21 protein-coding genes and 1 other RNA gene are annotated in these 21,885 nt (G+C 72.5%); 12 read left to right on the top strand and 10 right to left on the bottom strand.

From position 1 onward, the window contains the following. Nucleotides 1–23: 23 nt before the first annotated feature. On the bottom strand, nucleotides 24–1,322 hold the full coding sequence (locus tag ACLBYG_RS06290; protein ID WP_447680912.1) for a VpsF family polysaccharide biosynthesis protein: 1,299 nt from the start codon (nucleotides 1,320–1,322) through the stop codon (nucleotides 24–26). After that, nucleotides 1,319–3,424, bottom strand: coding sequence for a GumC family protein (locus ACLBYG_RS06295; protein WP_447680913.1), 2,106 nt, complete (start codon nucleotides 3,422–3,424; stop codon nucleotides 1,319–1,321). Before ACLBYG_RS06295 ends, ACLBYG_RS06290 begins: the two co-directional genes overlap by 4 nt. Nucleotides 3,425–3,858: 434 nt before the next feature. On the opposite strand from ACLBYG_RS06295, the gene ACLBYG_RS06300 reads away from it, so the two are divergent. The 7 genes from ACLBYG_RS06300 (at nucleotide 3,859) to ACLBYG_RS06330 (ending at nucleotide 8,701) form a co-directional block, all read left to right on the top strand. Beyond that, entirely contained in the window at nucleotides 3,859–4,113 is a 255-nt protein-coding gene (locus tag ACLBYG_RS06300) for a hypothetical protein (protein WP_020090689.1), read from the top strand. Between the two features lie 69 nt (nucleotides 4,114–4,182). Then, nucleotides 4,183–4,339, top strand: a non-coding RNA gene (gene ssrS, locus ACLBYG_RS06305) — 6S RNA. Next, complete coding sequence (locus tag ACLBYG_RS06310) at nucleotides 4,329–4,946, top strand: 5-formyltetrahydrofolate cyclo-ligase (RefSeq protein WP_447680914.1); 618 nt, start codon at nucleotides 4,329–4,331, stop codon at nucleotides 4,944–4,946. Before ssrS ends, ACLBYG_RS06310 begins: the two co-directional genes overlap by 11 nt. 3 nt (nucleotides 4,947–4,949) lie before the next feature. Next, nucleotides 4,950–5,768, top strand: coding sequence for a TIGR00282 family metallophosphoesterase (locus tag ACLBYG_RS06315; RefSeq protein WP_012322254.1), 819 nt, complete (start codon nucleotides 4,950–4,952; stop codon nucleotides 5,766–5,768). Between the two features lie 207 nt (nucleotides 5,769–5,975). Continuing rightward, nucleotides 5,976–6,962, top strand: coding sequence for a flagellar motor protein MotA (locus ACLBYG_RS06320; RefSeq protein WP_447680915.1), 987 nt, complete (start codon nucleotides 5,976–5,978; stop codon nucleotides 6,960–6,962). Beyond that, nucleotides 6,962–7,975, top strand: a complete 1,014-nt coding sequence (locus ACLBYG_RS06325) for a peptidoglycan -binding protein (protein WP_020090686.1) — start codon at nucleotides 6,962–6,964, stop codon at nucleotides 7,973–7,975. The genes ACLBYG_RS06320 and ACLBYG_RS06325 overlap by 1 nt, the downstream gene beginning before the upstream one ends. Nucleotides 7,976–8,254: 279 nt before the next feature. Continuing rightward, entirely contained in the window at nucleotides 8,255–8,701 is a 447-nt protein-coding gene (locus ACLBYG_RS06330; RefSeq protein WP_447680916.1) for a methyl-accepting chemotaxis protein, read from the top strand. A gap of 72 nt (nucleotides 8,702–8,773) precedes the next feature. Here the strand turns inward: ACLBYG_RS06330 and ACLBYG_RS06335 are convergent, their stop codons facing one another. Continuing rightward, nucleotides 8,774–10,618: an ABC transporter transmembrane domain-containing protein gene (locus ACLBYG_RS06335; protein ID WP_020090684.1), complete on the bottom strand. Its 1,845-nt coding sequence runs from the start codon at nucleotides 10,616–10,618 to the stop codon at nucleotides 8,774–8,776. 240 nt (nucleotides 10,619–10,858) lie between these two features. Between ACLBYG_RS06335 and rpmE the strand changes: the two genes are divergently transcribed. Both rpmE and ACLBYG_RS06345 read left to right on the top strand, forming a co-directional pair. Then, entirely contained in the window at nucleotides 10,859–11,107 is a 249-nt protein-coding gene (gene rpmE, locus ACLBYG_RS06340) for a 50S ribosomal protein L31 (protein WP_012322259.1), read from the top strand. A gap of 355 nt (nucleotides 11,108–11,462) precedes the next feature. Next, entirely contained in the window at nucleotides 11,463–12,245 is a 783-nt protein-coding gene (locus ACLBYG_RS06345; RefSeq protein ID WP_447680917.1) for a MetQ/NlpA family ABC transporter substrate-binding protein, read from the top strand. Nucleotides 12,246–12,300: 55 nt separating this feature from the next. Here the strand turns inward: ACLBYG_RS06345 and rcdA are convergent, their stop codons facing one another. The 5 genes from rcdA to ACLBYG_RS06370 form a co-directional block, all read right to left on the bottom strand. Further along, nucleotides 12,301–12,831, bottom strand: coding sequence for a protease adaptor protein RcdA (rcdA, locus tag ACLBYG_RS06350; protein WP_020090682.1), 531 nt, complete (start codon nucleotides 12,829–12,831; stop codon nucleotides 12,301–12,303). Between the two features lie 179 nt (nucleotides 12,832–13,010). Further along, entirely contained in the window at nucleotides 13,011–15,146 is a 2,136-nt protein-coding gene (locus tag ACLBYG_RS06355; RefSeq protein ID WP_447680918.1) for a TonB-dependent receptor family protein, read from the bottom strand. 44 nt (nucleotides 15,147–15,190) lie between these two features. Beyond that, nucleotides 15,191–15,523: a hypothetical protein gene (locus ACLBYG_RS06360; protein ID WP_447680919.1), complete on the bottom strand. Its 333-nt coding sequence runs from the start codon at nucleotides 15,521–15,523 to the stop codon at nucleotides 15,191–15,193. 145 nt (nucleotides 15,524–15,668) lie between these two features. Then, nucleotides 15,669–16,643, bottom strand: coding sequence for a copper chaperone PCu(A)C (locus ACLBYG_RS06365; protein WP_447680920.1), 975 nt, complete (start codon nucleotides 16,641–16,643; stop codon nucleotides 15,669–15,671). Nucleotides 16,644–16,685: 42 nt separating this feature from the next. Continuing rightward, nucleotides 16,686–17,063: a hypothetical protein gene (locus ACLBYG_RS06370; protein ID WP_447680921.1), complete on the bottom strand. Its 378-nt coding sequence runs from the start codon at nucleotides 17,061–17,063 to the stop codon at nucleotides 16,686–16,688. 229 nt (nucleotides 17,064–17,292) lie between these two features. On the opposite strand from ACLBYG_RS06370, the gene ACLBYG_RS06375 reads away from it, so the two are divergent. Further along, on the top strand, nucleotides 17,293–18,591 hold the full coding sequence (locus ACLBYG_RS06375; protein WP_020090677.1) for a L,D-transpeptidase family protein: 1,299 nt from the start codon (nucleotides 17,293–17,295) through the stop codon (nucleotides 18,589–18,591). Nucleotides 18,592–18,806: 215 nt separating this feature from the next. Next, nucleotides 18,807–20,471 carry a calcineurin-like phosphoesterase C-terminal domain-containing protein gene (locus ACLBYG_RS06380; RefSeq protein WP_447680922.1) on the top strand — a complete coding sequence of 555 codons (1,665 nt, stop codon included), beginning with the start codon at nucleotides 18,807–18,809 and terminating at the stop codon, nucleotides 20,469–20,471. Between the two features lie 33 nt (nucleotides 20,472–20,504). Here the strand turns inward: ACLBYG_RS06380 and ACLBYG_RS06385 are convergent, their stop codons facing one another. After that, a complete protein-coding gene (locus ACLBYG_RS06385) occupies nucleotides 20,505–21,083 on the bottom strand; it encodes a type 1 glutamine amidotransferase domain-containing protein (protein ID WP_447680923.1) in 579 nt (192 codons plus the stop codon). 166 nt (nucleotides 21,084–21,249) lie between these two features. Between ACLBYG_RS06385 and ACLBYG_RS06390 the strand changes: the two genes are divergently transcribed. Beyond that, nucleotides 21,250–21,453 carry a hypothetical protein gene (locus ACLBYG_RS06390; protein ID WP_012322267.1) on the top strand — a complete coding sequence of 68 codons (204 nt, stop codon included), beginning with the start codon at nucleotides 21,250–21,252 and terminating at the stop codon, nucleotides 21,451–21,453. 30 nt (nucleotides 21,454–21,483) lie between these two features. On the opposite strand, the gene ACLBYG_RS06395 is transcribed toward ACLBYG_RS06390, so the two are convergent. Next, on the bottom strand, nucleotides 21,484–21,873 hold the full coding sequence (locus tag ACLBYG_RS06395; protein WP_020090673.1) for a hypothetical protein: 390 nt from the start codon (nucleotides 21,871–21,873) through the stop codon (nucleotides 21,484–21,486). Nucleotides 21,874–21,885 lie beyond the last annotated feature (12 nt).

Raw genomic sequence — 21,885 nt, forward strand, 5'->3', positions numbered from 1 at the left:
CCGATCCGCGGCACTGCGCCCACTCAGCCGCGGCGCGGAAGGGGCGGGAACAGGACGATGAGCATCAGGGCGAACTTGGCGAGCAGGGTCGTCTTGCCGGCGAGGCCCTCGAACGTGTTCACGAGAATCACGAAGGCCAGGATCGGGAGCCAGATGCCGCGCCGGCAATCCCGCGCGATCTCCGCGAGGTAGAGCCCCACCGCGATCACCAGCACCCCCGTGACCAGGATGCCGTGGTAGAGCACGGCCGAGATGATCGAGTTCTCGATGCCCCATTCCAGGCCGTAGATCCGGCGCAGCGTGTTCACCTGCAGGAAGTCGGGGGCGAGCAGGAGCTGCCGGAACGGGATCGCGTCGAACACCGTGAGCATGTCGACCCGGGCCTGCGCGCTGCCGCCGTCCGAGACGAACCGGTCCAGCAGGGTGTCGAAGAACCCGGCCGAGGCGAGGACCGCGACCAGCACGGGCAGCAGCGTCAGGGCGAAGCACGCGCAGGCCGCCGCCGCCAGCGGGACGCGGCCGGTGCGCAGGGTGCGGTTCAGGGCCACGAGCCCGACTGCGCCGCCGAGGATCAGCGTCGTGACGGTGGCCGAGCGGCCCCCGAACGTGACCAGGGCGACGAGCTGGAGGACGATCATGGCGGCGCGCGGCATCGGCGCCAGGCGGCCGCCGCCCTTTGCCAGCGCTAGGATGTAGCACGCCGTCATGGTCGCGTTGGCCAGCGGGTGGCCCTGAAGGGCCGCCGAGCGGGTGTCGGACTCGAACGCCACGCCGTCGAACCGGTAGGGGAAGAAGCGCTGGCCGCTCGCGAGCTCGAACAGGCCGAGCAGGGCGTTGGCGAGCATCACGAGGTGGAAGATCGTCTCCAGCCGCCCGAGCGTTTCGGCGTCCCGATCCATCAGGAGGATCGGGACGAGGCCGGCGAGCACGAAGGTGTCGATGGAGCCGGCGAGGCCCGCGCCGCCCCGGGCCGCGATCAGCGCGAGGAGCAGCACGCCGCAGGCGGCCAGGAGCACGCTGGCCGGCCGCCGGTTCAGCGCCCCGGCCACCGGGATCACCGGATTGCCCGCGCGCATCAGGGTCCAGCCGATCAGGACGACCGCCAGGTAGGTGGCGGGGTGGATCTTCGAGGCGGCCGAGCCGGTGATCCCCTCGTAATTGAGGCCGAGCACCCACAGGAGGCCGCCCGAGACCCCGACGAGGAGCAGGGCCCAGACCGACAGCGCCACCGATTCCGCCCGCAGCAGGGCGCGCAGCACCGGACCCGTGCGCGCCGCCGGATCGTGGCGGCGCGCGAAGCCGGTCTGCCGGAGGGTCCTCACGCCTTGCGCCGGGTCAGGAGCAGGGAGCCCGAGATCGGCCGGCCCAGCGCCTCCGACGTGTCGACGAGGTCGATCAGGTCGCGCTGGCGCGTCGCGCCGTTGCAGGCGACGAGCAGCAGCCGGTCGGCGGCGGCCGCCAGGGGACCGAGCCGCAGGTTCTCGGTCAGCACGCCGCCGTCGACGAGCACGAGGTCGAAGCGTCCCTTCACGCCCGCGATGAAGCGCTCGACATTGGCGGGGGTCAGGGCATCGCGCAGGGGCTTCTCGGTGTCGCCGAGCCCGACCCGGCGGGCGCCGGAGGCCGGGTCCGTCCGGGTCACGGCGTTGAGGCTCTGCTCGCCGCGGAGCACGTCGAGGAGGCCGCCGGTACCGGAGCCGTCCGCCCGCAGGTCGGCGTCGACGCGCAGGACGCGGTCGCCGCGCGCGACGGCGACCGCTGCGAGCAGCCCGATCACCGCCTGGCGCTCGGCCTCGTCGGATTCGCCCGAGGTGACGAGCAGCGCCAGGGCGTGGCCGCTCTCGCCGGAGGTCGCGGCCAGGTGGTCGAGGGTGAGGCTCGCGGCGCTCGCGCTCGCGCCCCGCGGCCGCAGGCCGGGCAGCACGGCCACCACCGGGGCGTTCGACAGCCGCTCCAGCTGCCGCGGCGAGAGCACGGTCGGCGCCAGATATTCCCGCGTCAGCGCGAGGCCCGCGCCGAGGCCGAGGCCGCCCGCGAGGGCGGCGGCGACCAGGATCAGCCGCGGCGGCCAGCTCGGATCCTGCGGCGGCCGCGCCGCGGTGATGATCCGGGCATTCGAGCTGTCGATGCTGGTCTGCTCCTTGATCTCCCGGGCGCGCACCAGGAAGGCGTTGTAGACCGAGCGCGCCGCGTCGACCTCGCGCTCGAGCTCGCGCTGCTGCACCGACGACTGGGCGTTCACCGCCGACTGCCGCTGCAGGCGCTCCAGCTCCGCCGCGAGGGTCCGCTCGTTGGCCTGGGCGCGCTGGGCCTCGGTCTCCGCCGCGCCCGCGATGCGGTTCAGCTCGGCGTCGATCAGCCGGCGGACGTCCTGCATCTGGGCGCGCACCGCGGCGATGAACGGGTGGCGCTCGCCGAGATTGGTGCGCAGGTCCGCCTCCTTGGCGGCGAGCTCCGCGTACTGCCCGCGCAGGCGCTCGATCACCGAGGACTGGACCGCCTCCGGCATCGCCCCGGACCCGATCGCCTGCCCGCGCGCCTCCCGGATCCCCTGGAGCCGCGCTTTGGCGTCGGCCGTCCGCGCGCGCGCGGCGACCAGCCGCGCGTTCAGGTCGGTGAGCTGCTGCTCGTTCACGAGCCGGCCGCTCGACGCGATCAGGCCGTTGCGCGCCTTGTAATCCTCGAGCTTCTTGTCGGCGGCGTTGACCGCGTTGCGCAGCTCGTCGAGGCGGCCGCGCAGCTCGCCCGCGGCGCGCTTGGCGGCGTCCGAGCGGGCGTCGGTCTGGTCCGTCAGGTAGGCGCTCGCGATGGCGTTGACGATCCGCGCCGAGAGATCGGGATCCGTCGTGGTGACCACGAGATCGATGACGAAGACCTTGTCGGCGCGCTTGACCGCGAGCCGCCGCCGCAGCTGGTCCAGCGCCCGGCCGCGGGCGTCGACGGGCCGCTCCGCCCTCGGCCCGGCCACCAGCGCGCGGAGCTCGCCGAGGACCCGCGTGACGACGCCGTCCTGCGGCGCGCCGAAGCCCGGCGCGGTCGCGAGCCCGACCTGATCGACCGCCCGGCCCAGCACGGCGTCCGACTCGATCACCTTCACCTGGCTCTCGACCTGGGCGATGCCGCCGTCTGGCGACAGCCCGGCGGGGTTGACGTCGTTCGAGACGACCTGGCGGTCGCGGGGATCGATCAGGATCTGCGCGGTGGCGGTGTAGAGGGAGGGCGTGATCAGCGCGTAGGCGAGGGCGAGCAGGCCGAGCAGCAGCGCCGTTCCGAGGACCAGCCGCTTGCGCCGCCACAGGATCCGCCACAGGTCGCCCAGCTCGGCGGTGGTGTCGGGGCGGTTCGGGCCCGGACGCTCGGGATGGGCCGGCTGCACGGGGGTGAGCCACGTCGCGACAGCGATGTTATGGTCGATCTGTGCCACGATCGGTCACCGTCGTCTCAAACCTGGTCGGTCCCTCGCGGGTGCCTTCCCCACTGCAAGAGTCGCGCAGCCTCCTGACAATGGATCGGGACCGCGATCCGCGCCCGAGCGGCCCGGATGACTGGGAGCGTGGTAAATCAAATCCGCGCGGCGCGCTCCCGCGCACGCCTCGTTCATCGCGGTCCCGGAGTTGCTGCAGCGTGTCGGCGACGCGGACGCGGCGTCGCATCGCGGCGGGCCGCCGAGGAATCGTCCGGATATCCCGCACGCTGCGCTGCCGCAGCGCCCGCCGACCCAGACCCATGCGTTCAGACATCGGCGTGGATAACGCCTTCGGGCTGCTCTATTCCCCGATCGTATAAATTGTATTGGCTCTTCCGAGACGCAACAATCGCTTCAAGCTGCGATCTGTACTCTAATTCAGGTGCTCTGCCATGGAAGCGATCGGCGTCGAGGACCGGGGCGGCGGCCGGCGCGACGCCAGCGCCCGCCTGCGTCGGATCGCGGCCGCCACCGGCGTCCCGCTCGCCGCCTTCTTCGGGGCGCCGGCGCCGCGCCCGCTGGCGGAGCTCAGCGAGCTGATCGGCCTGTGGCAGTCGATCGCCGACCAGGAGGGCCGCAACGCGATCCTGGCGGTGGCCCGGGCGCGGGCCGCCGGGACGAAGGACGGGCCGGGCGGGCCGGCCTGACGGACCGGCCCGCTGATTTTGCGGTGCCCGGCCCTGGCGGGAACGCGCCGGGACCGCTACATGATGGGAGCGGGGCTGCAGAGTTCGTCAGGAGCACTATCCCCGGGGCCTTATCGACTCCCTCGGGAGCTGTCCCTGGCCTCGTCCCTGGACTTGGCCAACACGGCGCCCACCTACGCTGTAGGTTTCCCGGGATCGATCCTCCAACGGCTCACGTGGCTCCGCACCCGACCTCTCCCAGAACCGGCACCGAGGCTCCGGACGCCGCCCGCAAGGCGGAACTCCGCGCCGCGGCCCTCGCCTCCCGCGACGCCCTCGATCCCGCGGCCCGGCAGGCGGCCTCGACGGCGATCGGGAACGCGCTCCTCGCGCTGCCCGAACTCGCCCAGGCCCGTCTCGTGGGCGCCTTCTGGCCGATCCGCAGCGAGGTCGATCCCCGGCCCGCCGCCGAGGGCCTGCGCGCCCGCGGGCAGGCCGTGGCCCTGCCGCACGTCACGCCGGACGGCCTGGTGTTCCGGGAATGGCGCGCCGGCGACGCCCTCGTCGCCGGCCGGTTCGGCCTCAGCGAGCCCGACCCGTCGCTGCCGCCGGTGGAGCCCGACGCGCTGATCGTGCCGCTCGCGGCCTTCGACCGGACCGGGCAGCGCATCGGGTACGGCCGCGGCTACTACGACGGCGCGATCGCGCGCCTGTCCCGGACGAACCCCGTCCTGACCGTCGGCATCGGCTTCGCCGCCCAGGAGGTGGCGCGCGTGCCGGCCGAGCCGCACGACCGCCCCCTCCAGTTCGTGATCACCGAAGACGGCGTGATCCGCTGCGACAGGACCGCCTGACCCATGCGCCTGCTCTTCCTCGGCGACGTCGTCGGGCGTTCGGGCCGCACCGTGGTGTGCGAGCACCTGCCGCGGCTCCGGGAGCGCTGGCGCCTCGACTGCGTAGTGGTCAACGGCGAGAACGCGGCCGGCGGCTTCGGCATCTCCGAGACGATCTGCGACGAGCTGATCCAGGCGGGCGCCGACGCGGTCACCCTCGGCAACCACAGTTTCGACCAGCGCGAGGCGATGGTGTTCATCGCCCGCCAGCCGCGCCTGGTGCGGCCGGCGAACTATCCGCCCGGCACCCCGGGCCGCGGCGCCACGGTCGTGGAGACCCAGGGCGGCGCCCGCGTCCTCGTGGTCAACGTGATGGGCCGGGTCTTCCTCGACGCGATGGACGATCCCTTCGCGGCGGTGGAGCGCGAGCTCACCGCCTGCCCCCTCGGCGCGGCGGCGGACGCGGTGATCGTCGACGTCCACGCCGAGGCGACGAGCGAGAAGCAGGCCTTCGGCCACTACCTCGACGGCCGGGCGAGCCTCGTCGTCGGGACGCACACGCACACGCCCACGGCGGATCACCGGATCCTGCCCGGCGGCACGGCCTACATGTCGGATGCCGGCATGTGCGGCGATTACGATTCGGTGATCGGCATGCAGAAGGACGAGCCGATCCGCCGCATGATCCAGAAGACGCCCGGTTCCCGCTGGGAGGTCGCCGTCGGCGAGGGCACCCTGTGCGGCATCGCGGTGGAGACGGACGCGCGCGGCCTCGCCACGCGGGTCGCGGCCCTCCGCCTGGGGCCGAATCTCGAGGAGACCGCGCCGCATTTCTGGGATTAGCGCCCTGTCCGGCCCGGTGGATGCCGGTTTGGCGTAAGGCGGTCGCGGGCCGCTAAGCCTTTTGTGCGGGACTGGTCTCGATCGGCCTGGGCATAGCTCCGCGATGACCTTCCCGAGACTTGATCGCGTGCGGGCCTACCCCCACAGTGCCCCCCGAGGGGCGCCGATGGCCGGCTGCCGCGTGGTGAGATCAGGCTAGAACGATCGATGGCCGCCCGAGAAACCGGCGACGACAAGAATGGGCCGCTGGCACAGCCCGGGATCTATCTCGGGCGGATGGTCATCTTCCTGATCCTTGTAGGCTTCCTGGCCTTCATTCTGTTCCGGCAGATCACACCGGCCTTCCTGGCCAATCCCGGGCTCAACGGGCTCATCCTCGGTGTGCTGCTGATCGCCGTCCTGATCGCCTTCGGGCAGGTCGTCCGGCTGTTCCGCGAGACCGCCTACGTCAACGCCGTCGCGGGCGGCGCGCAGGTCAAGAAGCCGCCCGCCCTGCTGGCGCCGATGGCGCCGATGATCGCCGCGCGGGCCGGCGGAGCCACCCTGCCGGGGACGACCGGCTACCTCGACACGATCGCGGTGCGCCTCGACGAGGGCCGCGAGATCCTGCGCTACATCTCCGGCATCCTGATCCTGCTCGGCCTCCTCGGCACCTTCTGGGGCCTCATCGACACGCTGTCGGCGGTCGGCGGCGTCATCAAGGGCATGCGCGGCGGCGGCGATGCCGGCGTGATGTTCGACGAGCTGAAATCGGGCCTCGCGGTGCCGCTCTCCGGCATCGGTCTGGCCTTCTCGGCCTCGCTGTTCGGCCTCGCCTCGTCGCTGATCACCGGCTTCCTGGAACTGCAGGCGGGCCAGGCCCATGCCCGGTTCCACAACGAGTTGCAGGATTGGTTGATGTCCGGCGCGGCAGCTCCGGAGTCGGCGCCGGTCGCGGCGGCGACCGCGGCGCGGCCGGCCGCCGGCACGCAGGAGCTGAAGGAGGCGGTCGACCGCCTGAGCGCCCTGGTGGCCGAGGGCGGCGGCAGCCGCGCGGCGACCCAGGCGATGACCAACCTCGCCGAGGGCATCCAGGGCCTCGTCCAGCACATGCGCGCGGAGCAGCAGATGATCCGCGACTGGGTCGAGGCGCAGGCGAGCCGCGAGCGCGAGCTGAAGCAGGTGCTGGACCGGCTGGGCCGGGAGCGCGTCTAGTGGCCTCCACGGCGACCCGGACCCGGCGGACGCTCAACGTCTGGCCCGGCTACGTCGACGCGCTGGCCACGCTGCTGCTGTCGGTGGTCTTCCTGCTCACGGTCTTCGTGGTCGGGCAGTTTTTCCTGTCGCAGGAGCTGACCGGACGGGACGAGACCCTGGCCAGGCTCAACCGCCAGATCGCCGACCTCACCGACCTCCTCGCCCTGGAGCGGACGAACCGCCGCAACCAGGAGGAGGAGGCCCGCAATCTCCGCACGACGCTCGCCGGCGTCGAGGCCGAGCGCGACCGGGCCAAGGTGCAGGCCGAGGCCGCGACGGTCAGCCAGGGCGCGGCGGGCACCCTCGACAAGCAGCTGGAGACCGAGCGCGGCGCGACCCGGCGGGCGCAGTCCCAGATCGACCTGCTCAACGAGCAGATCAGCGCCATGCGCCGCCAGCTCGCAGCCCTGGAGGACGCCCTCGCGGCCTCTGAGAGCCGCGACAAGGAATCCCAGGCCCGGATCGCCGAGCTGGGCAGCCGGCTGAACGTCGCCCTCGCGCAGAAGGTCCAGGAGCTGGCCCGCTACCGGTCCGACTTCTTCGGCCGCCTCCGGCAGATCCTCGGCAACCGGCCCGACATCCGCGTGGTCGGCGACCGCTTCGTGCTGCAATCCGAGGTGCTGTTCCCGGCCGGCTCCGCGACCCTCAAGCCCGAGGCCGGGCCGGAGCTCGACCGCATCGCCGGCGCGGTCTCGGAGCTCGCCAAGCAGATCCCGGCGGATCTGCCCTGGGTGCTCCGCGTCGACGGGCACACCGACGCGCGCCCGATCAGCACGTCGCAGTTCCCGTCGAACTGGTCCCTCTCGGCGGCGCGCGCCATCGCGGTGGTGCAGTTCCTCGCCGGCAAGGGGATCCCGCCGCAGCACCTGCTGGCGGGCGCCTTCGGCGAGTTCCAGCCCCTCGAAGCCGGGGCGACCGAGGAAGCCTACGCCCGCAACCGCCGGATCGAGATGAAGCTCACCGAGCGTTAGGGCTGTCGGGCCGTCGCGGCGCCGCAGGGTGTGTCGGCGCGCGGCCCGCGTCCGGTGACCAGTTTCGCGGCGATCTCGCTCCGCGTTCGCAGGTGCATGTGCCGATCAGGCCAGCATCCGATCGTCTTACGAGAGCTTCGACCGCCAGAACCCGGAAGAGATAGGCGGTAATTCCCCCGGCGGGCGCCGATTTATCCTGTGCGCGCCGCAGCTCTGCTGAATTAACGCATCGTTATCCTTGGCGTCCCATGGTGCGGCCGATCCAGGGAGACCGTATCGATGTCGAAGCTCAGCCTGTCCCTGAACGCGGTTCGGCCCGGAGCCGACGATTACCCCCGGCCGCACGTCGCCCTGCGGGACGAGGCCAGCGCGATTGCCGCGGCCGTGCGGGTCTTCGAGGACGGGCTGACGGACCTGCGCGCGGGCGTGCGGGCCGCGGACGACGCCGCGTCCGCCGCGGCGGCGGCCGACGCGGCGACCGGCCTCCTGGCCGGCATCGCCGGTCAGACCAGCCTGATGGCGCTCCGGGCCGCGATCGAGGCGGCCCGCGACGGCGGAGAGGGCCGGGGCTTCGCGGCCGCGGCCGCGGAGGTCAGGGACCTGGCCGGGCAGATGGTGCGGGCGACCGACACGATCGTGGCCCAGGTCGGCCAGATCCAGGCCGCGGCGGAGCGGGCGCAGGATACCGCGACCCGGGGGCAGCGCCAGGCCGCGTCCGCGCACTGAGGCCGCGCACCCCGCACCGGCGATCCGTCGCGCGGACGGGCGCCGCCCTGGGCGGCTCCGGGCGCGGCCCGGCTACTCGGCGACCGGCAGGCGCTCGCCCCGGCTGCGGGGCTCCTTGCCCCGCGCCGTCTCGTCCAGCGCGTCGGTGAACTGCAGGTTCGCGAGCTGGGCGTAGAGCGCGCCCTGGGCCAGCAGGCTCTCGTGGGTTCCGGTCTCGACGATGCGACCGTCGTCGAGGACCAGGATGCGGTCCGCGGCGCGGATCGTGGCGAGCCGGTGGGCGATCACCAGGGTGGTCCGGCCCTGCATCAGCGTGGCGAGGGCGGCCTGGACGGCGCGCTCGGACTCGGCGTCCAGGGCCGAGGTGGCCTCGTCGAGGAGCAGGATCGGCGCGTCCTTGAGGATCGCCCGGGCGATGGCGATGCGCTGCCGCTGGCCGCCCGAGAGCGTCACGCCGCGCTCGCCCACCTGGGTCGCGTAGCCCTGCGGCAGGGCCGAGACGAAGCCGTGCGCGTTGGCGAGCTCGGCCGCGCGCCGGACCTCCGCCTCGCCGGCCTCCGGGCGGCCGTAGCGGATGTTCTCGGTGACGGTGCCGGAGAACACGACGGGGTCCTGGGGCACCAGGGCGATGCGGGCGCGCAGGCGCTCGGGATCGACCTGGGCGATGTCGGCGCCGTCGACCAGGATCCGGCCGCCCTGCGGGTCGTAGAAGCGCAGCAGCAGCTGGAACACCGTCGATTTGCCCGCGCCGGAGGGGCCCACGATGGCGATGCGCTCGCCGGGCGCGGCCGCGAAGCTGAGGCCGCCGAGGGCGGCGTGTTCCGGGCGGGTGGGGTAGGCGAAGCGCACGTCCTCGAAGGCCACCGCGCCCCGGGCCGGCTCGGGCAGCGGCAGGGCCGGGGACGGCGCGCGGATCGCGGGCTCGGCGGCGAGGATCTCGGTGAGCCGCTCGGCCGCACCGGCCGACATGGCGAGGTCGCCGTAGACCTCGGAGAGCTGCCCGAGGGCGCCGGCGCCGAACACGGCGTAGAGCACGAACTGCGAGAGCTCGCCGCCCGTCATGGTGTGGTTCAGGACGCCCTGGGCGCCGTACCACATCACCCCGACCACCGAGGCCGAGATCAGGAAGATCGCGACGCCGGTGAGCAGCGCGCGGGCCCGGATCGAGGCCTGGGCGGCGCCGTAGGCCTCCTCGGAGGCCGCGGCGAACCGGGCCGCCGTCGAGTCGGAGCGGCCGAAGGCCTGCATCGTCCGCACCGCTCCGACCGCCTCGGCGGCGTAGGCCGAGGCCTCGGCGAGCCGGTCCTGGGCCGCCCGGGAGCGCCGGCGCACGCCGCGGCCCGACACGATCAGCGGGAAGACGATGATCGGGATCGCGGCCAGCACCATCACCGACAGGCGCGGGCTCGTCACCACCATCATGGCGGTGGCGCCCACGAACAGGAACAGGTTGCGCAGCAGGATCGAGACCGAGACGCCGAAGGCCGACTTGATCTGCGTCGCGTCCGCGGTGAGCCGCGAGACGATCTCGCCGGACTGCGCCCGGTCGAAGAACGCCGGATCGAGCTGGGTCAGCCGCGCGAAGACGGCGCTGCGGAGGTCGGCGACGACCCGCTCGCCCAGCGTCACCACCGTGTAGACGCGGGCCGCGCTCGACAGCGCGAAGGCCGCGACGACCCCGAGCAGGGCGAGGAAGTAGGCGTCGATCACGTTCGAGCCGTCGGCGGTGAAGCCGTGGTCGATGACCCGGCGCATGGCGATCGGGACGACCAGCGTCGAGGCCGACGCGCAGATGAGGGCGACGAGCCCCGCGGCGATCCGCGCGCGGTAGCGCAGCGCGAAGGGGAGGAGCGGCCGGAGGGCGCTCAGCGGGGCTCTGGGTCGGCCGGCCGCGGCCGCCTTGGTCTTACGGGCCATCACGCCTCACGTGTTGTCGTTCTCCCGGTCCGCGGCGCTTGTGACCGGGGAGCGGCTGCGGTATAGGCCGCCGCTCATCCGATTGCGTGTGTTCAATGGCCGCGGGCCGCCACCACGGTCGGCTTGGACGTGCCGTTGCCACGAACCCATGGTTCGGTGCAACCGGTGACATCTTCCGCATTCCGGGCCGGGCGGCGCCTCCTGCGCTTCCCGCCGGCGTGCCAGACAGGGACCAAGGTCATGGCGAAGGACGCGGCCGCGAAGGCCAAGGGGACCGAGCACCCCGATTACCACTTCATCAAGGTCGTGATGACGGACGGTACCGAGTACCAGACCCGTTCGACCTACGGGAAGGAGGGCGACACCCTCAATCTCGACATCGATCCGCTGACCCATCCGGCCTGGACCGGCGGTGAGCAGAAGATGCTCGACCGCGGCGGCCGCGTGTCGCGCTTCAACTCGCGGTTCGGCAACCTCGGCAAGCGCTGAGCGCCGCAGCCGTCACGGCGACGCTGTACGAGACGGGCGGTCCCTGGCGGGGCCGCCCGTTTTCGTGCGCGGCGTCGCGCGGTCGCGCGCGTTATCCACAGGACGGGTTTGCGAAGATCGCCCGGACCTTGGCGCGAACCGCGCGTCCGGGCCGGCGGGCGGAAACGCTTCTTCTCGGTCGGGGCGCACCCGCGGCCTCCGCGGCCGGGTCCGGCCGCCGCCGGCGCATTCAAAGCGCGGCCGGGCCGTCGTATCCTTCCCCGGTCACCCGCGGTTCGCCGGAACTCCGCCGCGCGGGCGGCCCGCCTGTCCGGGGGCCGAGGCTCTCCGGACGCACTGCTAGGATCGAGATCCGATGAGACGTCTGCTGCTGCTGTTCCTCGCCCTGGTCGGTCTGGCCGCCGCGCCGGCCCTGGCCGCGGACAAGATCAAGGTCGGCATCATGGGCGGGGATGCCGAAGTCCTCTGGGCGAAGGCCAAGGAGATCGCGGCCCGCGACGGGCTCGACATCAACCTGGTGGTGTTCTCCGACTACCTGCTGCCGAACGAGGCGCTCCAGTCCGGCGACCTCGACGCCAACGCCTTCCAGCACAAGCCGTTTCTCGCCAACCAGGTCAAGGCGCGGGGCTACAAGATCGTCCCCGTCGGCGAGACGATCGTGACGCCGATCGGCCTGTATTCGAAGCGGATCAAGGCCGTCGGCGACCTGAAGGACGGGGCCCAGATCGGCATCCCCAACGACCCGTCGAACGGCGGTCGGGCGCTCCTGCTGCTGCAGGCCGAGAAGCTGATCCGCCTGAAGGACGGGGTCGGCCTGCTGCCGACAGTCTTCGACGTCGTCGACAATCCCAAGCGCCTGAAGTTCCAGGAGGTCGACGCCGCGCAGCTGCCCCGCAGCCTCGAGGATCTCGACGCCGCGGTGATCAACACGAACTACGCCGTCGATGCCGGCCTGATCCCCGGCAAGGACTCCATCGCGATCGAGTCCAAGGTCGACAACCCCTACAACAACGTCATCGTGGTCCGCGAGGCGGACACGGGGAAGCCCTGGGTGCCGAAGCTGGTCCACGCGTTCCAGAACGACGCGATCCGGCAGATCCTGAAGGAACAGTTCCCGGGCCAGTTCCCGGCGTTCTGAGCGTCGGGGCCGGAACGCCGGCCTCGCGCGGCGGCGACGCTCCGGGGAGCGCCGCTCAGCCCTCGCTCATGCGGAAGGCCATCCGCAGCAGGCCCTGCTGCGCGGCGACGGGGCTCTCCACCGGCTGCGGCGTCGGCCGGTCCTCGGCGATCAGCGCGTCGAGGTGCAGGATGCGGCTGTGCAGGCGACGGGCCCGGAGGATCAGCTGCTGCAGGCGCATCGGCAGCAGGTTGAAATCCTGCTGCTTCGGCGGCTCGGCCGTGCCGAGCTTGACCCGGTGCTTCTCCAGGAGGGCCTCGGCCGGGGTCATCTCGCCCTCGGCGACGGCGCGCTGCACCAGGAGCCACGAGGCGATCTGCATCAGCAGCGTGGTCAGGCGCATGCTCTCGGCCGCGTAGCTGAGCGTCGCGTCCCGGGACACGAGGCGCGACTCGTCGCGGCCCTCGCCGTCGAGATAGGCGGCCGTCTCCTCGACCAGGGTCATCCCGTCGCGGAACAGCGCCTTGAAGGCTTCCGAGTTGACGTAGGACCTGCCGAAATCGACCCAGTCCTGATCGTCCCGGAACGTGACATCGAAGCCGTTCATCTGCCTCTCCTGTGCCGTCCGACGGCCCGGCTCGTTCCGATCCGGGACGCTCCGTCCGTGGCTTTCGGACGACGCCGCAATCCTAGCGCCGATTGGCCCGGACAGCAGGGTTCATGTTTTTTTAACCTTAACCCGCCGCCCGGGATCTGGAGAAGTGCCGCGGATGGCGGCACCCGCGCTCAGAACGAGGCGCGGATACCGCCGAAGACGCTGCGGCCGCTCCCGGGATAGAAGGCGGCCAGTGCGGCCGGGCCTCCGGCCGTCGCGGCGGCGTTCGCCACCACGGCGATGTCCGAGACGTAGCGGGCGTTCGTGAGGTTGCGGGCATCCACGAACAGGGCGACGCCGTCGGCGAGATCGAGGCCGGCCTCGACGCCGAGCAGGGTGTAGCCGGGCACCCGCAGGGTGTTGGCGTGATCGGCGAAGGCGCCCTGCGGCACCCAGTCGAGCGACGGCGCGACGTGGAAGCCGCGCGGGTGCCGGTAGCTCAGGACGGTGCGCAGCACGTCGGCCGGGATCCCGGCGATGCGGTTGTTGCCGAAGACCGGGTCGCCGACGAACCGGAAGTCGTTGTGGGTCCAGATCTGGGTCACGCTGAGCCCGTCACCCGCCGCCGCGAGGTCGCGGACGAGGTCCAGGGTGAGCGCCGCCTCGACGCCCTGGTGGACGGAGCGGGGGGTGTTGAAGGTGGCGGCCGGGATGTTGAGGCCGGGATTGGTCGCGAAGTTGATCAGCTCGTCGCGCAGGTCCGACCGGTAGAGCGTCACGTCGAAGGCGAGGCGGTCGACGCGGCCGCGGGCGCCGGCCTCGTAGGTCCAGGCGCGCTGCGCCCGCAGGGGCACGAAGGTGGTGCTCAGGAGGTTCTGCTGCACGAGGTCGGAGAAGTCCGGCACGTCCCGGGACCGGACGACGTCGCCGAAGATCTGGATGTCGGGCCGCGGCTGCCACAGCAGGCCGACCTTCGGGTTGACGCCCGCGTAGGTCACGTCGGCGAAGCGCGGGTTCGGGTTGCCCGGCAGCCCGCCCTTGTCGCTGAAGGTCCGGTTCGACGAGAACGCCTTCGCGCCGGTCATCAGCGCCACGTCCGGGAGGAACCAGAAGCGGTTCTCGCCGTACGCCTCGACGCTCGAGGCGCTCTGCAGGGCGTTGAGCGTCTGCGCCCCCCGCTGCCCGCGGACGTTGACGAATTGCAGCGCGGCGTTCTGGCCCGCGAAGGCGCGCAGGCCCAGCACCACGTCGTCGCGGAAACCCCCGAGATCGAAGGTCCCGGCCCAGTGCGGGCTGATCCCGTAGGTCCAGCCGTCCTGGTCGATCGCCTGGAAGATCGGGTGGTACAGGCTCTTGTGGATCGCCCAGGTGTCGACGTCGAGCTTGCCTACGTCGAGCAGGAACGAGGTGCGGTTCGCGATCCGCTCCGTCTCGACCTTGCGGGACTGGTTGCCGGTGATCGCCGTCGGGTTGGCCAGCGTCGGGGTCGAGAGGCTCTGGCCGAGGGTCAGGGTGCCGGGCAGCTTCTGATCGGTGAGGTAGGTGCCGAGATAGAAGCGGGTCTCGATGTCGGGCGCGATCCGGTAGCCGATATTGGCGTTGAAGTTCTTCGTGGCCTGGGCCTCGTGGGCGCGGAACCCGTCGGAATTGGTCAGCGTCGCGTTGACCAGCCCGTCGAGCGGCCCGTCGATGCGGGACATCTGCGCCTGTTCGCGGATCGTGCCGAAGCTGCCGCCGTCGACCCGCAGGATGTTGGGCGCCAGCGCGGTGTAGGCCGTGGGCGTGACGGCGTTGACGGCGCCGCCGAGCGTCGTCGCCCCGAAGGTGAGGGCGTTGCCGCCCTTGTAGACCTCCACCGAGCGCAGGGCGAGCGGGTCGACCTGATAGAAGTCGCCGCTCCCGTCCGCGAGGTTGAGCGGGATCCCGTCCTGTAGCAGCTCCAGCCCGCGCAGGTGGAAGGCGCGGGCGATGCCCGAGCCGCGGACCGACAGGCGCAGCTCCTGCCCGTAGCGCTCCTGCACGTAGACGCCGGGCACGTCCTTGAGCACGTCGCGGAGCGTGTTGGTGTAGCGGTCCTGGAGCGCCGCGGCGTCGACGAAGGCCACGGAACCGACGGTCCCCGCGAGGGCGGCCCTCTGGCGGTCGACGCTCGGTACCGAGAGCGAGCCGCGGGTCTCGTCCGACGGCGCGTCCGTCGCGGCGGCGCCGACGACGCTGAGTTCGGACAGGGTGACCGAGGCGGCGGACGGTGCCTGGGCCGCGGCCGGCGTCGCGCAGGTGAACAGCAGGAGCGCGGCGCGTCGGCCGGCCCGGAACTGGCGGGGCATGGTGTGGGATCCGTGTCTGGCGATCGAGAGGAGGCGGCGATCGGTCAGACGACGGGCGGGGCGCGGGCTCCGAGGCCGGGACGCGGGGGCGCCCGCGGGAGGGCGACGCGCCGCGGCCGGGCGGCGGCGGCCGCGACGGGTCGGGCGACCGGGACGGCGGCGACGGTCGACGGCGCGGGCAGGGTGGCGGGGCCGGCCGCGTGGCAGGCGACGCAGCAATCCCCGCGATGAGGGGCCGGCAGCTGTTTGCCGGCGGGTGCCGGATCGGTCGGGCCGCCGTCGGCGAGGCAGAGGACATGGTCCGGCCCCGCGGCGGCGGAGACCAGGCCGCCGAGGACGCCCTGGAGCGCCAGGGCGTAGAGGGCGAGGAGCGCCACGATCCGGGCGAGCGCGCGCGCCGGCCGCGCGGGGGCGACCCGAGGGTCCGCGCGGCCGCGACGGCCGGGCGCCGCGGCGGCCCGGCCTCGTGGATCTGCTCGCGTCACGGCTGTCGTCCGGCGGCCGAAGCTCGGTCCCGGGCGGCTAGTGCTGGTGCTGGTGCTGGCCGCCCGGCGCGCCCGCGCCGATCGGCGCCACCGTGAAGGTCACCGGCACGGTGCCGGCGCGCTGGAAGGTGAGCGTCCCCGCGACGGTGTCGCCCGCCTTCGGCGCGCCGGTCAGGTCCTCGAACATGAGGTGATAGCCGCCGGGCTTCAGCTCCACGGTCTCGCCGGGCTTGATGGTCAGGCCGTTCGTGACCGGCGCCATCTTCATGACGCCGCCCTCCATCGACATGGAGTGGATGTCGCTGCTCTTGGCGAACGGCACCGTGGCGCCCGTGAGCGTGTCCGGGGCGCTCCCCGTGTTGGTGATGCGCACGTACCCGCCGGCGACCTTGGCGCCGTTCGGCGTGGCGCGCAGCCACGGCGTCTCGATCGTCAGGTCACCGGCCTTCACGGTCGTCGCGGCCGCGGCCGTCCCCGCGGCCGGCGCGCCGCCCGCCTGGGCGACCTGGACGATCCGGAAGGACGGCGCGGCCGCCTTCAGGTCGTGGGCGTCCTGACCGGCCTTGGGGATCTCCGACCAGGAATAGCTGCCCTCCGCGCAATCCTGCTGGACCGGGACGTAGACGGTCGCGCCGGGCTCGAAGGTGCCGGCGACCTGCGCCAGGAAGGTGAACTCGTCGACCTGATCGTCCGGAAGGGAGCCGCCGCTCCACGTGATCGAAGTCACGCCCTCCGCGGCCGTGCCGTGATGGGTCGCGTAGGTCTTGGCGTAGGGTCCGCGCGTCGTCGCGAGGGTCCAGCCGGGTTTCGGCATCGGCTTGGCGCCGATCAGGCCCTCCGGGATGGTGACGCTCACGCGGGTCGTCGGCTTGCCGTTGCAGCCGTGCATGATCTGGACGACGCCGCGATACGAGGCGCCGGGGCCTGCCTGCTTGCGTTCCAGCACCGCGTGGGCCTGCGCCGCGGAGGCGAGCAGCCCGAGGCCGAGGGCGGCCGAGACAAGGGTCTTCATGGGAATACATCCGTCCTGAGGGATCCGAGAGGTGGTGATCGCTCAGGCGGTCGGCGGCCCCCTCGGGGACGCGATGGTGCCGGGCGGCGCGCGGGCGCCGACGCTCCGGTTGTGGGGCCAGGCCGGCCGCAGGTCCGCGGTCGCGATCCATCGGAAGCCGACGGACGGGGGGCGCGGCGGGAGCGCCGGGCCGGTGGCCTGGGCCGCCGTGCAGCAATCGCCGTGGTCGTGGGGGACGGGCGCGCCCGATGGAGCGGACGCTTCGGCATGCTGCGCGCAGAGGCCGTCGGTCGCCGCCGGCACCGGCATCAGGCCGCCGAGAAAGGCCTGGAGCAGCAGGGCGTAGAGCGCCAGCAGGGCGACGACGGCCCGCAGGGCCGGCCCGACACGTCGATCCGAAAGGGCCTCGCCCGAATCCATGCTGCTCCCGCGCGCCGTCCGAACCGGACCGCTATGGCATCCCTGCCACACCGGCGCGACGATGGCTGTTGCCAGGGTGCCGCAGAGGGACGCCGCGTGCGCTGGCGCACGGCGATGCCACATTCCGGCCCCTTCGATAGGGAGTCTTAACGCCATCCCGACACCGTGGCGCCCGAGACAATCCGCTCCCGTCACGACCTGACGAACCCCGGACCAGAGCCAGCGACCGATGCGCAAGAAGGCACAAAACCGGTTCCCCGCGATCCTCGGCGTCGCCGCCCTCGGCGCGCTCGGCATCGGCGGCGCCCAAGCCCGCGATCAGGGCAACTATGCCCAGGCCGAGTGGGCGCAGGACTACGCCTCACCCGCCGGCATGCAGGTGCAGCGCGAGACGGTGCCGATCCTCTCGCCCCAGACCGTGACGTCCACCGAGCAGATGGTGGAGCGCTACAAGGACATCGTCGCCCGCGGTGGCTGGCGGCAGGTTTCCGGCGCCGACCACCTGCGGATCGGCTCGCGCGGCCCGGCCGTGGCGGCCATCCGCCAGCGCCTGATCGTCACCGGCGACCTCGATCCGGCCGCGGGCGGCTCGGGCGTGTACGATTCGTACGTCGCCGCGGGCGTGAAGCGGTTCCAGGCCCGGCACGGCCTCAGCCAGACCGGCGCGATGACGATGGCGACCCAGCAGGCCATGAACGTGCCCGCCGACGTGCGCCTGCGCCAGCTCGAGATCAACGTCGTGCGCCTGCGCTCCTACTCGGGCGATCTCGGCCGGCGCTTCGTGATCACCAACATCCCGGCCGCGCTCGTCGAGACGGTCGAGAACGGTCAGGTCGTCACGCTCCACGCCGCCGGCGTGGGCAAGATCGACCGCCAGTCGCCGATCATGAACACCAAGGCGACGCAGATCAATTTCAACCCGACCTGGACGGTCCCGGCTTCCATCGTGAAGAAGGACCTGATCCCGAAGATGCAGAAGGATCCGAACTACCTGACGGACAACAAGATCCGGATCCTGTCGAACGGCTCCGAGGTCTCGCCGAAGTCGGTGAACTGGTTCTCGGACGAGGGCACCCGCTACACCTACCGGCAGGATTCGGGCGCCGACTTCAACTCGATGGGAATCGTCCGCATCAACATCCCGAATCCCTACGGCGTGTTCATGCACGACACGAACACCAAGGGCGTGTTCGGCGACGATTTCCGCTTCATCTCTTCGGGCTGCGTGCGCGTGCAGAACGTGCGCGAGTACATCACGTGGCTGCTGAAGGACACGCCCGGCTGGGACCGTCAGAAGGTCGAGGAGGCGATCGAGAGCGGCAAGCGCATCGACGCCAACATCTCCCAGCCGGTGCCGGTCTACTGGACCTACATCACCGCCTGGTCGACCCCGGACGGCATCGTCCAGTTCCGCGACGACATCTACAAGCGTGACGGCGTGAACGTGCCCTCGACCATCGGCGCGCCGACCCCGGTCGCCAGCGCCGAGCCGATGCCGCAGACCTTCGAGCCCGGCGACGAGGAGTAGTCGGATCCGCGGGCGCCGGCCGCTCCCGGCGACGCCCGCCCGTCGAACCCGATCCGAGGCCCGCACCTCTGCCGAGGCGCGGGCCTCGCGCGTTCGGGGCCGCGCCTGTCATCCGGAGGTCAAACGCGTCTGGTTGGCCGCGGAGGCAGCGTCCCGGATGCCGGTTGCCGGCCTCCCGCGGGACGCCGCGCCGCGAAGCCGTGCAGGAGCCATCGATGTCGCGCGACACCCAGCCCGGAGGCCTGACCCGCCGGAGCACCATGGCGGGCGCCGCCGCCCTCGGCCTCGTCGCGGGCCGGGCCGGCGCGCAGGAAGCCGCCGAGGCCACCGAGGCCACCGGGATCGTCGCCGCGCGCGACGCGGCCGGCGGGGAGCCGGTCCCGCTGCCGGGCGTGCTGGTGTCCAACGGCCGCGAGATCGCGCGGACCGACGACCGCGGCCGCTACCGCCTGCCGATGCTGGGCGACGGCGCGGTCTTCGTCATCAAGCCGCCGGGCTACGCCCTGCCGCGCGACGCCGACAACGTGCCGCGCCACTCCTACATCCACCAGCCCGGAGGCACGCCCGCCGAGCTGGGCCTGCGCTACCGCGGCCTCGCGCCCACCGGGCCGCTCCCGGCCTCGATCGACTTCACCCTGACCCGGGCGGACGAGCCGGACGACTTCGACGTCGTGCTGTTCACCGATCCCCAGCCCGAGAGCCGGTTCGAACTCGACCACGTGCGCGACACCGCGGTCGCCCGCGCCATGGCGATCCCGGCCGCCTTCGGCCTGACCACAGGCGACGTGCTGTTCGACGATCTCTCGCTCTACGGCCGGTCCAACCGGATCGTCGGGCGGATCGGCCTGCCCTGGTACAGCCTGCCGGGCAACCACGACCTCAACATGCAGGCGCCGGACGCGCGCTACAGCCGCGAGACCTGGAAGCGGGTGTTCGGCGCGCCGACCTACGCGTTCCGGCACGGCCGGGCGTGGTTCGTGATGCTCGACAACGTCGAGTGGCTCGGGCCGCCGGTGCCGGTGGGCGCCAACACCTACCGGGGCCGGATCGGCGACCGCGGCCTGGCCTTCCTGCGCAACCTCCTGGCCGAGATCCCGCGGGACAACCTGATCGTGCTGGCTATGCACATCCCCCTGCACACCGAGACCGGCCCCGAAGAGCCCCGCACCCACACCACGGACCGCGCCGCGCTCCTCGACCTGCTCGCCGGCCGCAAGGTGCTGAGCCTCGCCGGCCACACCCACACGACCGAGCACCACTACCTCGCCGACGGGCACCACCATCACGTGCTCACCGCTGTCTCGGGCTCGTGGTGGAGCGGTCCCGACACCCGCACGGGCATCCCCTCGGCCGACAGCCGCGACGGCACGCCGAACGGGTTCCACGTCCTGTCGATCCGCGGCACCGACTACACGACGCGCTACGTCGCCGCGCAGGGGCAGCCGGACGAGACCATGCGGATCCTGTTCGAGAGCGAGCTGCGGGCCGGCGCGCCTGAGGTGGTGCGCTGGACCCGGCCGGTGCAGGGGCTCCGGCCGCCGGTGCCGCAGGACGCGCTCGCCGACACGACCCTGGTGGTGAACGTGTTCGACGGCGGCCCGCGCACGCGGCTCGCGTTCCGGATCGGGGACGCACCGCCCCGGCCGATGGCGCGCACCCGCCGCCCCGACCCGTTCGTCACCGAGCTCTACGAGCGCTACCCAGAGACGAAGAAGAGCTGGGTGAGGGCGGTGCCCTCGACCCATATCTGGACGGCGCGGCTCCCGGACGACCTCGCCCCCGGCGCCCACCGGGTCACCGTGGAGGGCGCGGACGAGTACGGCCGCCCGATCCGCGGCTGCACGGTGCTGGAAGTCACCGGCGAGCGCGGCCGCGGCTGAGTACGGGCGCCGGTCGTCCGGCGCCCGCGCGGGTCACGCCGCCAGCTGGCGGGCGCCGTGGCCGCCCTCCTGGATCTCCTCGACGATCTTCGCGCAGAAGGCGTCGAGGTCGCCCGGATTGCGGCTTGTGACGATGCCGTGATCGGTCACGACGTCCTTGTCGTGCCAGCGGCCGCCGGCATTGATCACGTCGGTCCGGATCGAGCTGAACGAGGTCAGGTCGCGGCCCTTGGCCGCGCCGGTCTCGATCAGCAGCCACGGGGCGTGGCAGATCGCGGCCACGACCTTGCCGGAGGTCAGGAAGCTCCTGATCAGGGCAAGGGCCCGGGGCTCGAGCCGGAGCTTGTCCGGGTTGATCTGGCCGCCCGGGAGGACGAGGGCGTCGTAGGATGCCGGGTCGACCTGCTCCAGGTCGGTGTCGACCGCGACCTCCCGGCCCCAGTCGGTCTTGTCCCAGCCGCGGATCGTGCCCTTGCTCTGGCGCGATTGCGGGGCGACGACGGTCACCGCGGCGCCGGCCTCGGCCAGCTTGGCCTGCGGGACGGTCAACTCGCTCTCCTCGAAACCGTCGGTGGCGAGGATCAGGATCTTGGCGTGGCGGATGTCGGGCATGGCGGGTCTCCGGTCAGGGGATCTGCCCGGCTAACGGAGGCTCGTGCCGCCCGTTCCCGCGGCCCTCCGCCGCCCGGCCGCGTCCGGGAGCGGACGCCGGACCGGTGATCGGAACCCCCGCGAAGGCGGCCCGTTGGTCCCCATCCCAGCCATCAGGAGTCGCGTCATGGCCAATCCCGGCCTTCCCGAGCCCACGCCCGGCGACCTGCCGCCGCCCCCACCGACGCCCGAAGAGGAGCCCGATATCGGCCCGACCGGCCCGCGCACGCCCTATCCGGTGAACGATCCGGGGATCGGCGAACCCGGCGGTCCGGGCTCCGAGCCGGACATCTTCCCCGGCACGCCGACGGATCCCGGGACGCGCATGTGACGGCGCCCGCGACGGCGGTGCGCCCGGCCGTCAGTGACCGCCGTGCGAGGTCCGCACGTCGCGCGGGGCATTGAGGATCTCGGAGAGGCTCGTCACGACGTGGCGGGCCTCTTCGTCCGTCAGGCGGAGCTGGAACGGCGGCAGAGCGCCGGCCTGCAGGGCGACCACCGCCTGGCCCTCGTCGTCGGTACCGACCTCGATGGCCGACGACGTCACGTCGAGCATGGCGACCTCCTCGTCGCCCATCTCGTCGGCCATGTCGGGCTCGTCCGTATCGTCGATCGCCGTGAGGAGTTGCCCGACGGCGCGCACCAGCGCCCGGGCGGCGCGGGCATCCATCACCACCGCCGTCGCCTGATCGTCCTTCTGGAAGGAGAGCTGGATGTTCGCACCGTCCAGCGAGACCGAGATGCCTGCCATGTATCGTCCAGA

The sequence above is a fragment of the Methylobacterium sp. D53M genome (assembly GCF_053345625.1).

Excerpts from the sequence above, each read along its gene's own strand:
- ACLBYG_RS06330 (WP_447680916.1), top strand. The coding sequence starts at position 8,255 with ATGTCGAAGCTCAGCCTGTCCCTGAACGCGGTTCGGCCCGGAGCCGAC.
- ACLBYG_RS06335 (WP_020090684.1), bottom strand. The coding sequence starts at position 10,618 with ATGGCCCGTAAGACCAAGGCGGCCGCGGCCGGCCGACCCAGAGCCCCG.
- rcdA (WP_020090682.1), bottom strand. The coding sequence starts at position 12,831 with ATGAACGGCTTCGATGTCACGTTCCGGGACGATCAGGACTGGGTCGAT.
- ACLBYG_RS06345 (WP_447680917.1), top strand. The coding sequence starts at position 11,463 with ATGAGACGTCTGCTGCTGCTGTTCCTCGCCCTGGTCGGTCTGGCCGCC.
- ACLBYG_RS06300 (WP_020090689.1), top strand. The coding sequence starts at position 3,859 with ATGGAAGCGATCGGCGTCGAGGACCGGGGCGGCGGCCGGCGCGACGCC.
- rpmE (WP_012322259.1), top strand. The coding sequence starts at position 10,859 with ATGGCGAAGGACGCGGCCGCGAAGGCCAAGGGGACCGAGCACCCCGAT.
- ACLBYG_RS06380 (WP_447680922.1), top strand. The coding sequence starts at position 18,807 with ATGTCGCGCGACACCCAGCCCGGAGGCCTGACCCGCCGGAGCACCATG.
- ACLBYG_RS06365 (WP_447680920.1), bottom strand. The coding sequence starts at position 16,643 with ATGAAGACCCTTGTCTCGGCCGCCCTCGGCCTCGGGCTGCTCGCCTCC.
- ACLBYG_RS06395 (WP_020090673.1), bottom strand. The coding sequence starts at position 21,873 with ATGGCAGGCATCTCGGTCTCGCTGGACGGTGCGAACATCCAGCTCTCC.
- ACLBYG_RS06370 (WP_447680921.1), bottom strand. The coding sequence starts at position 17,063 with ATGGATTCGGGCGAGGCCCTTTCGGATCGACGTGTCGGGCCGGCCCTG.
- ACLBYG_RS06320 (WP_447680915.1), top strand. The coding sequence starts at position 5,976 with ATGGCCGCCCGAGAAACCGGCGACGACAAGAATGGGCCGCTGGCACAG.
- ACLBYG_RS06385 (WP_447680923.1), bottom strand. The coding sequence starts at position 21,083 with ATGCCCGACATCCGCCACGCCAAGATCCTGATCCTCGCCACCGACGGT.
- ACLBYG_RS06375 (WP_020090677.1), top strand. The coding sequence starts at position 17,293 with ATGCGCAAGAAGGCACAAAACCGGTTCCCCGCGATCCTCGGCGTCGCC.
- ACLBYG_RS06390 (WP_012322267.1), top strand. The coding sequence starts at position 21,250 with ATGGCCAATCCCGGCCTTCCCGAGCCCACGCCCGGCGACCTGCCGCCG.
- ACLBYG_RS06355 (WP_447680918.1), bottom strand. The coding sequence starts at position 15,146 with ATGCCCCGCCAGTTCCGGGCCGGCCGACGCGCCGCGCTCCTGCTGTTC.
- ACLBYG_RS06315 (WP_012322254.1), top strand. The coding sequence starts at position 4,950 with ATGCGCCTGCTCTTCCTCGGCGACGTCGTCGGGCGTTCGGGCCGCACC.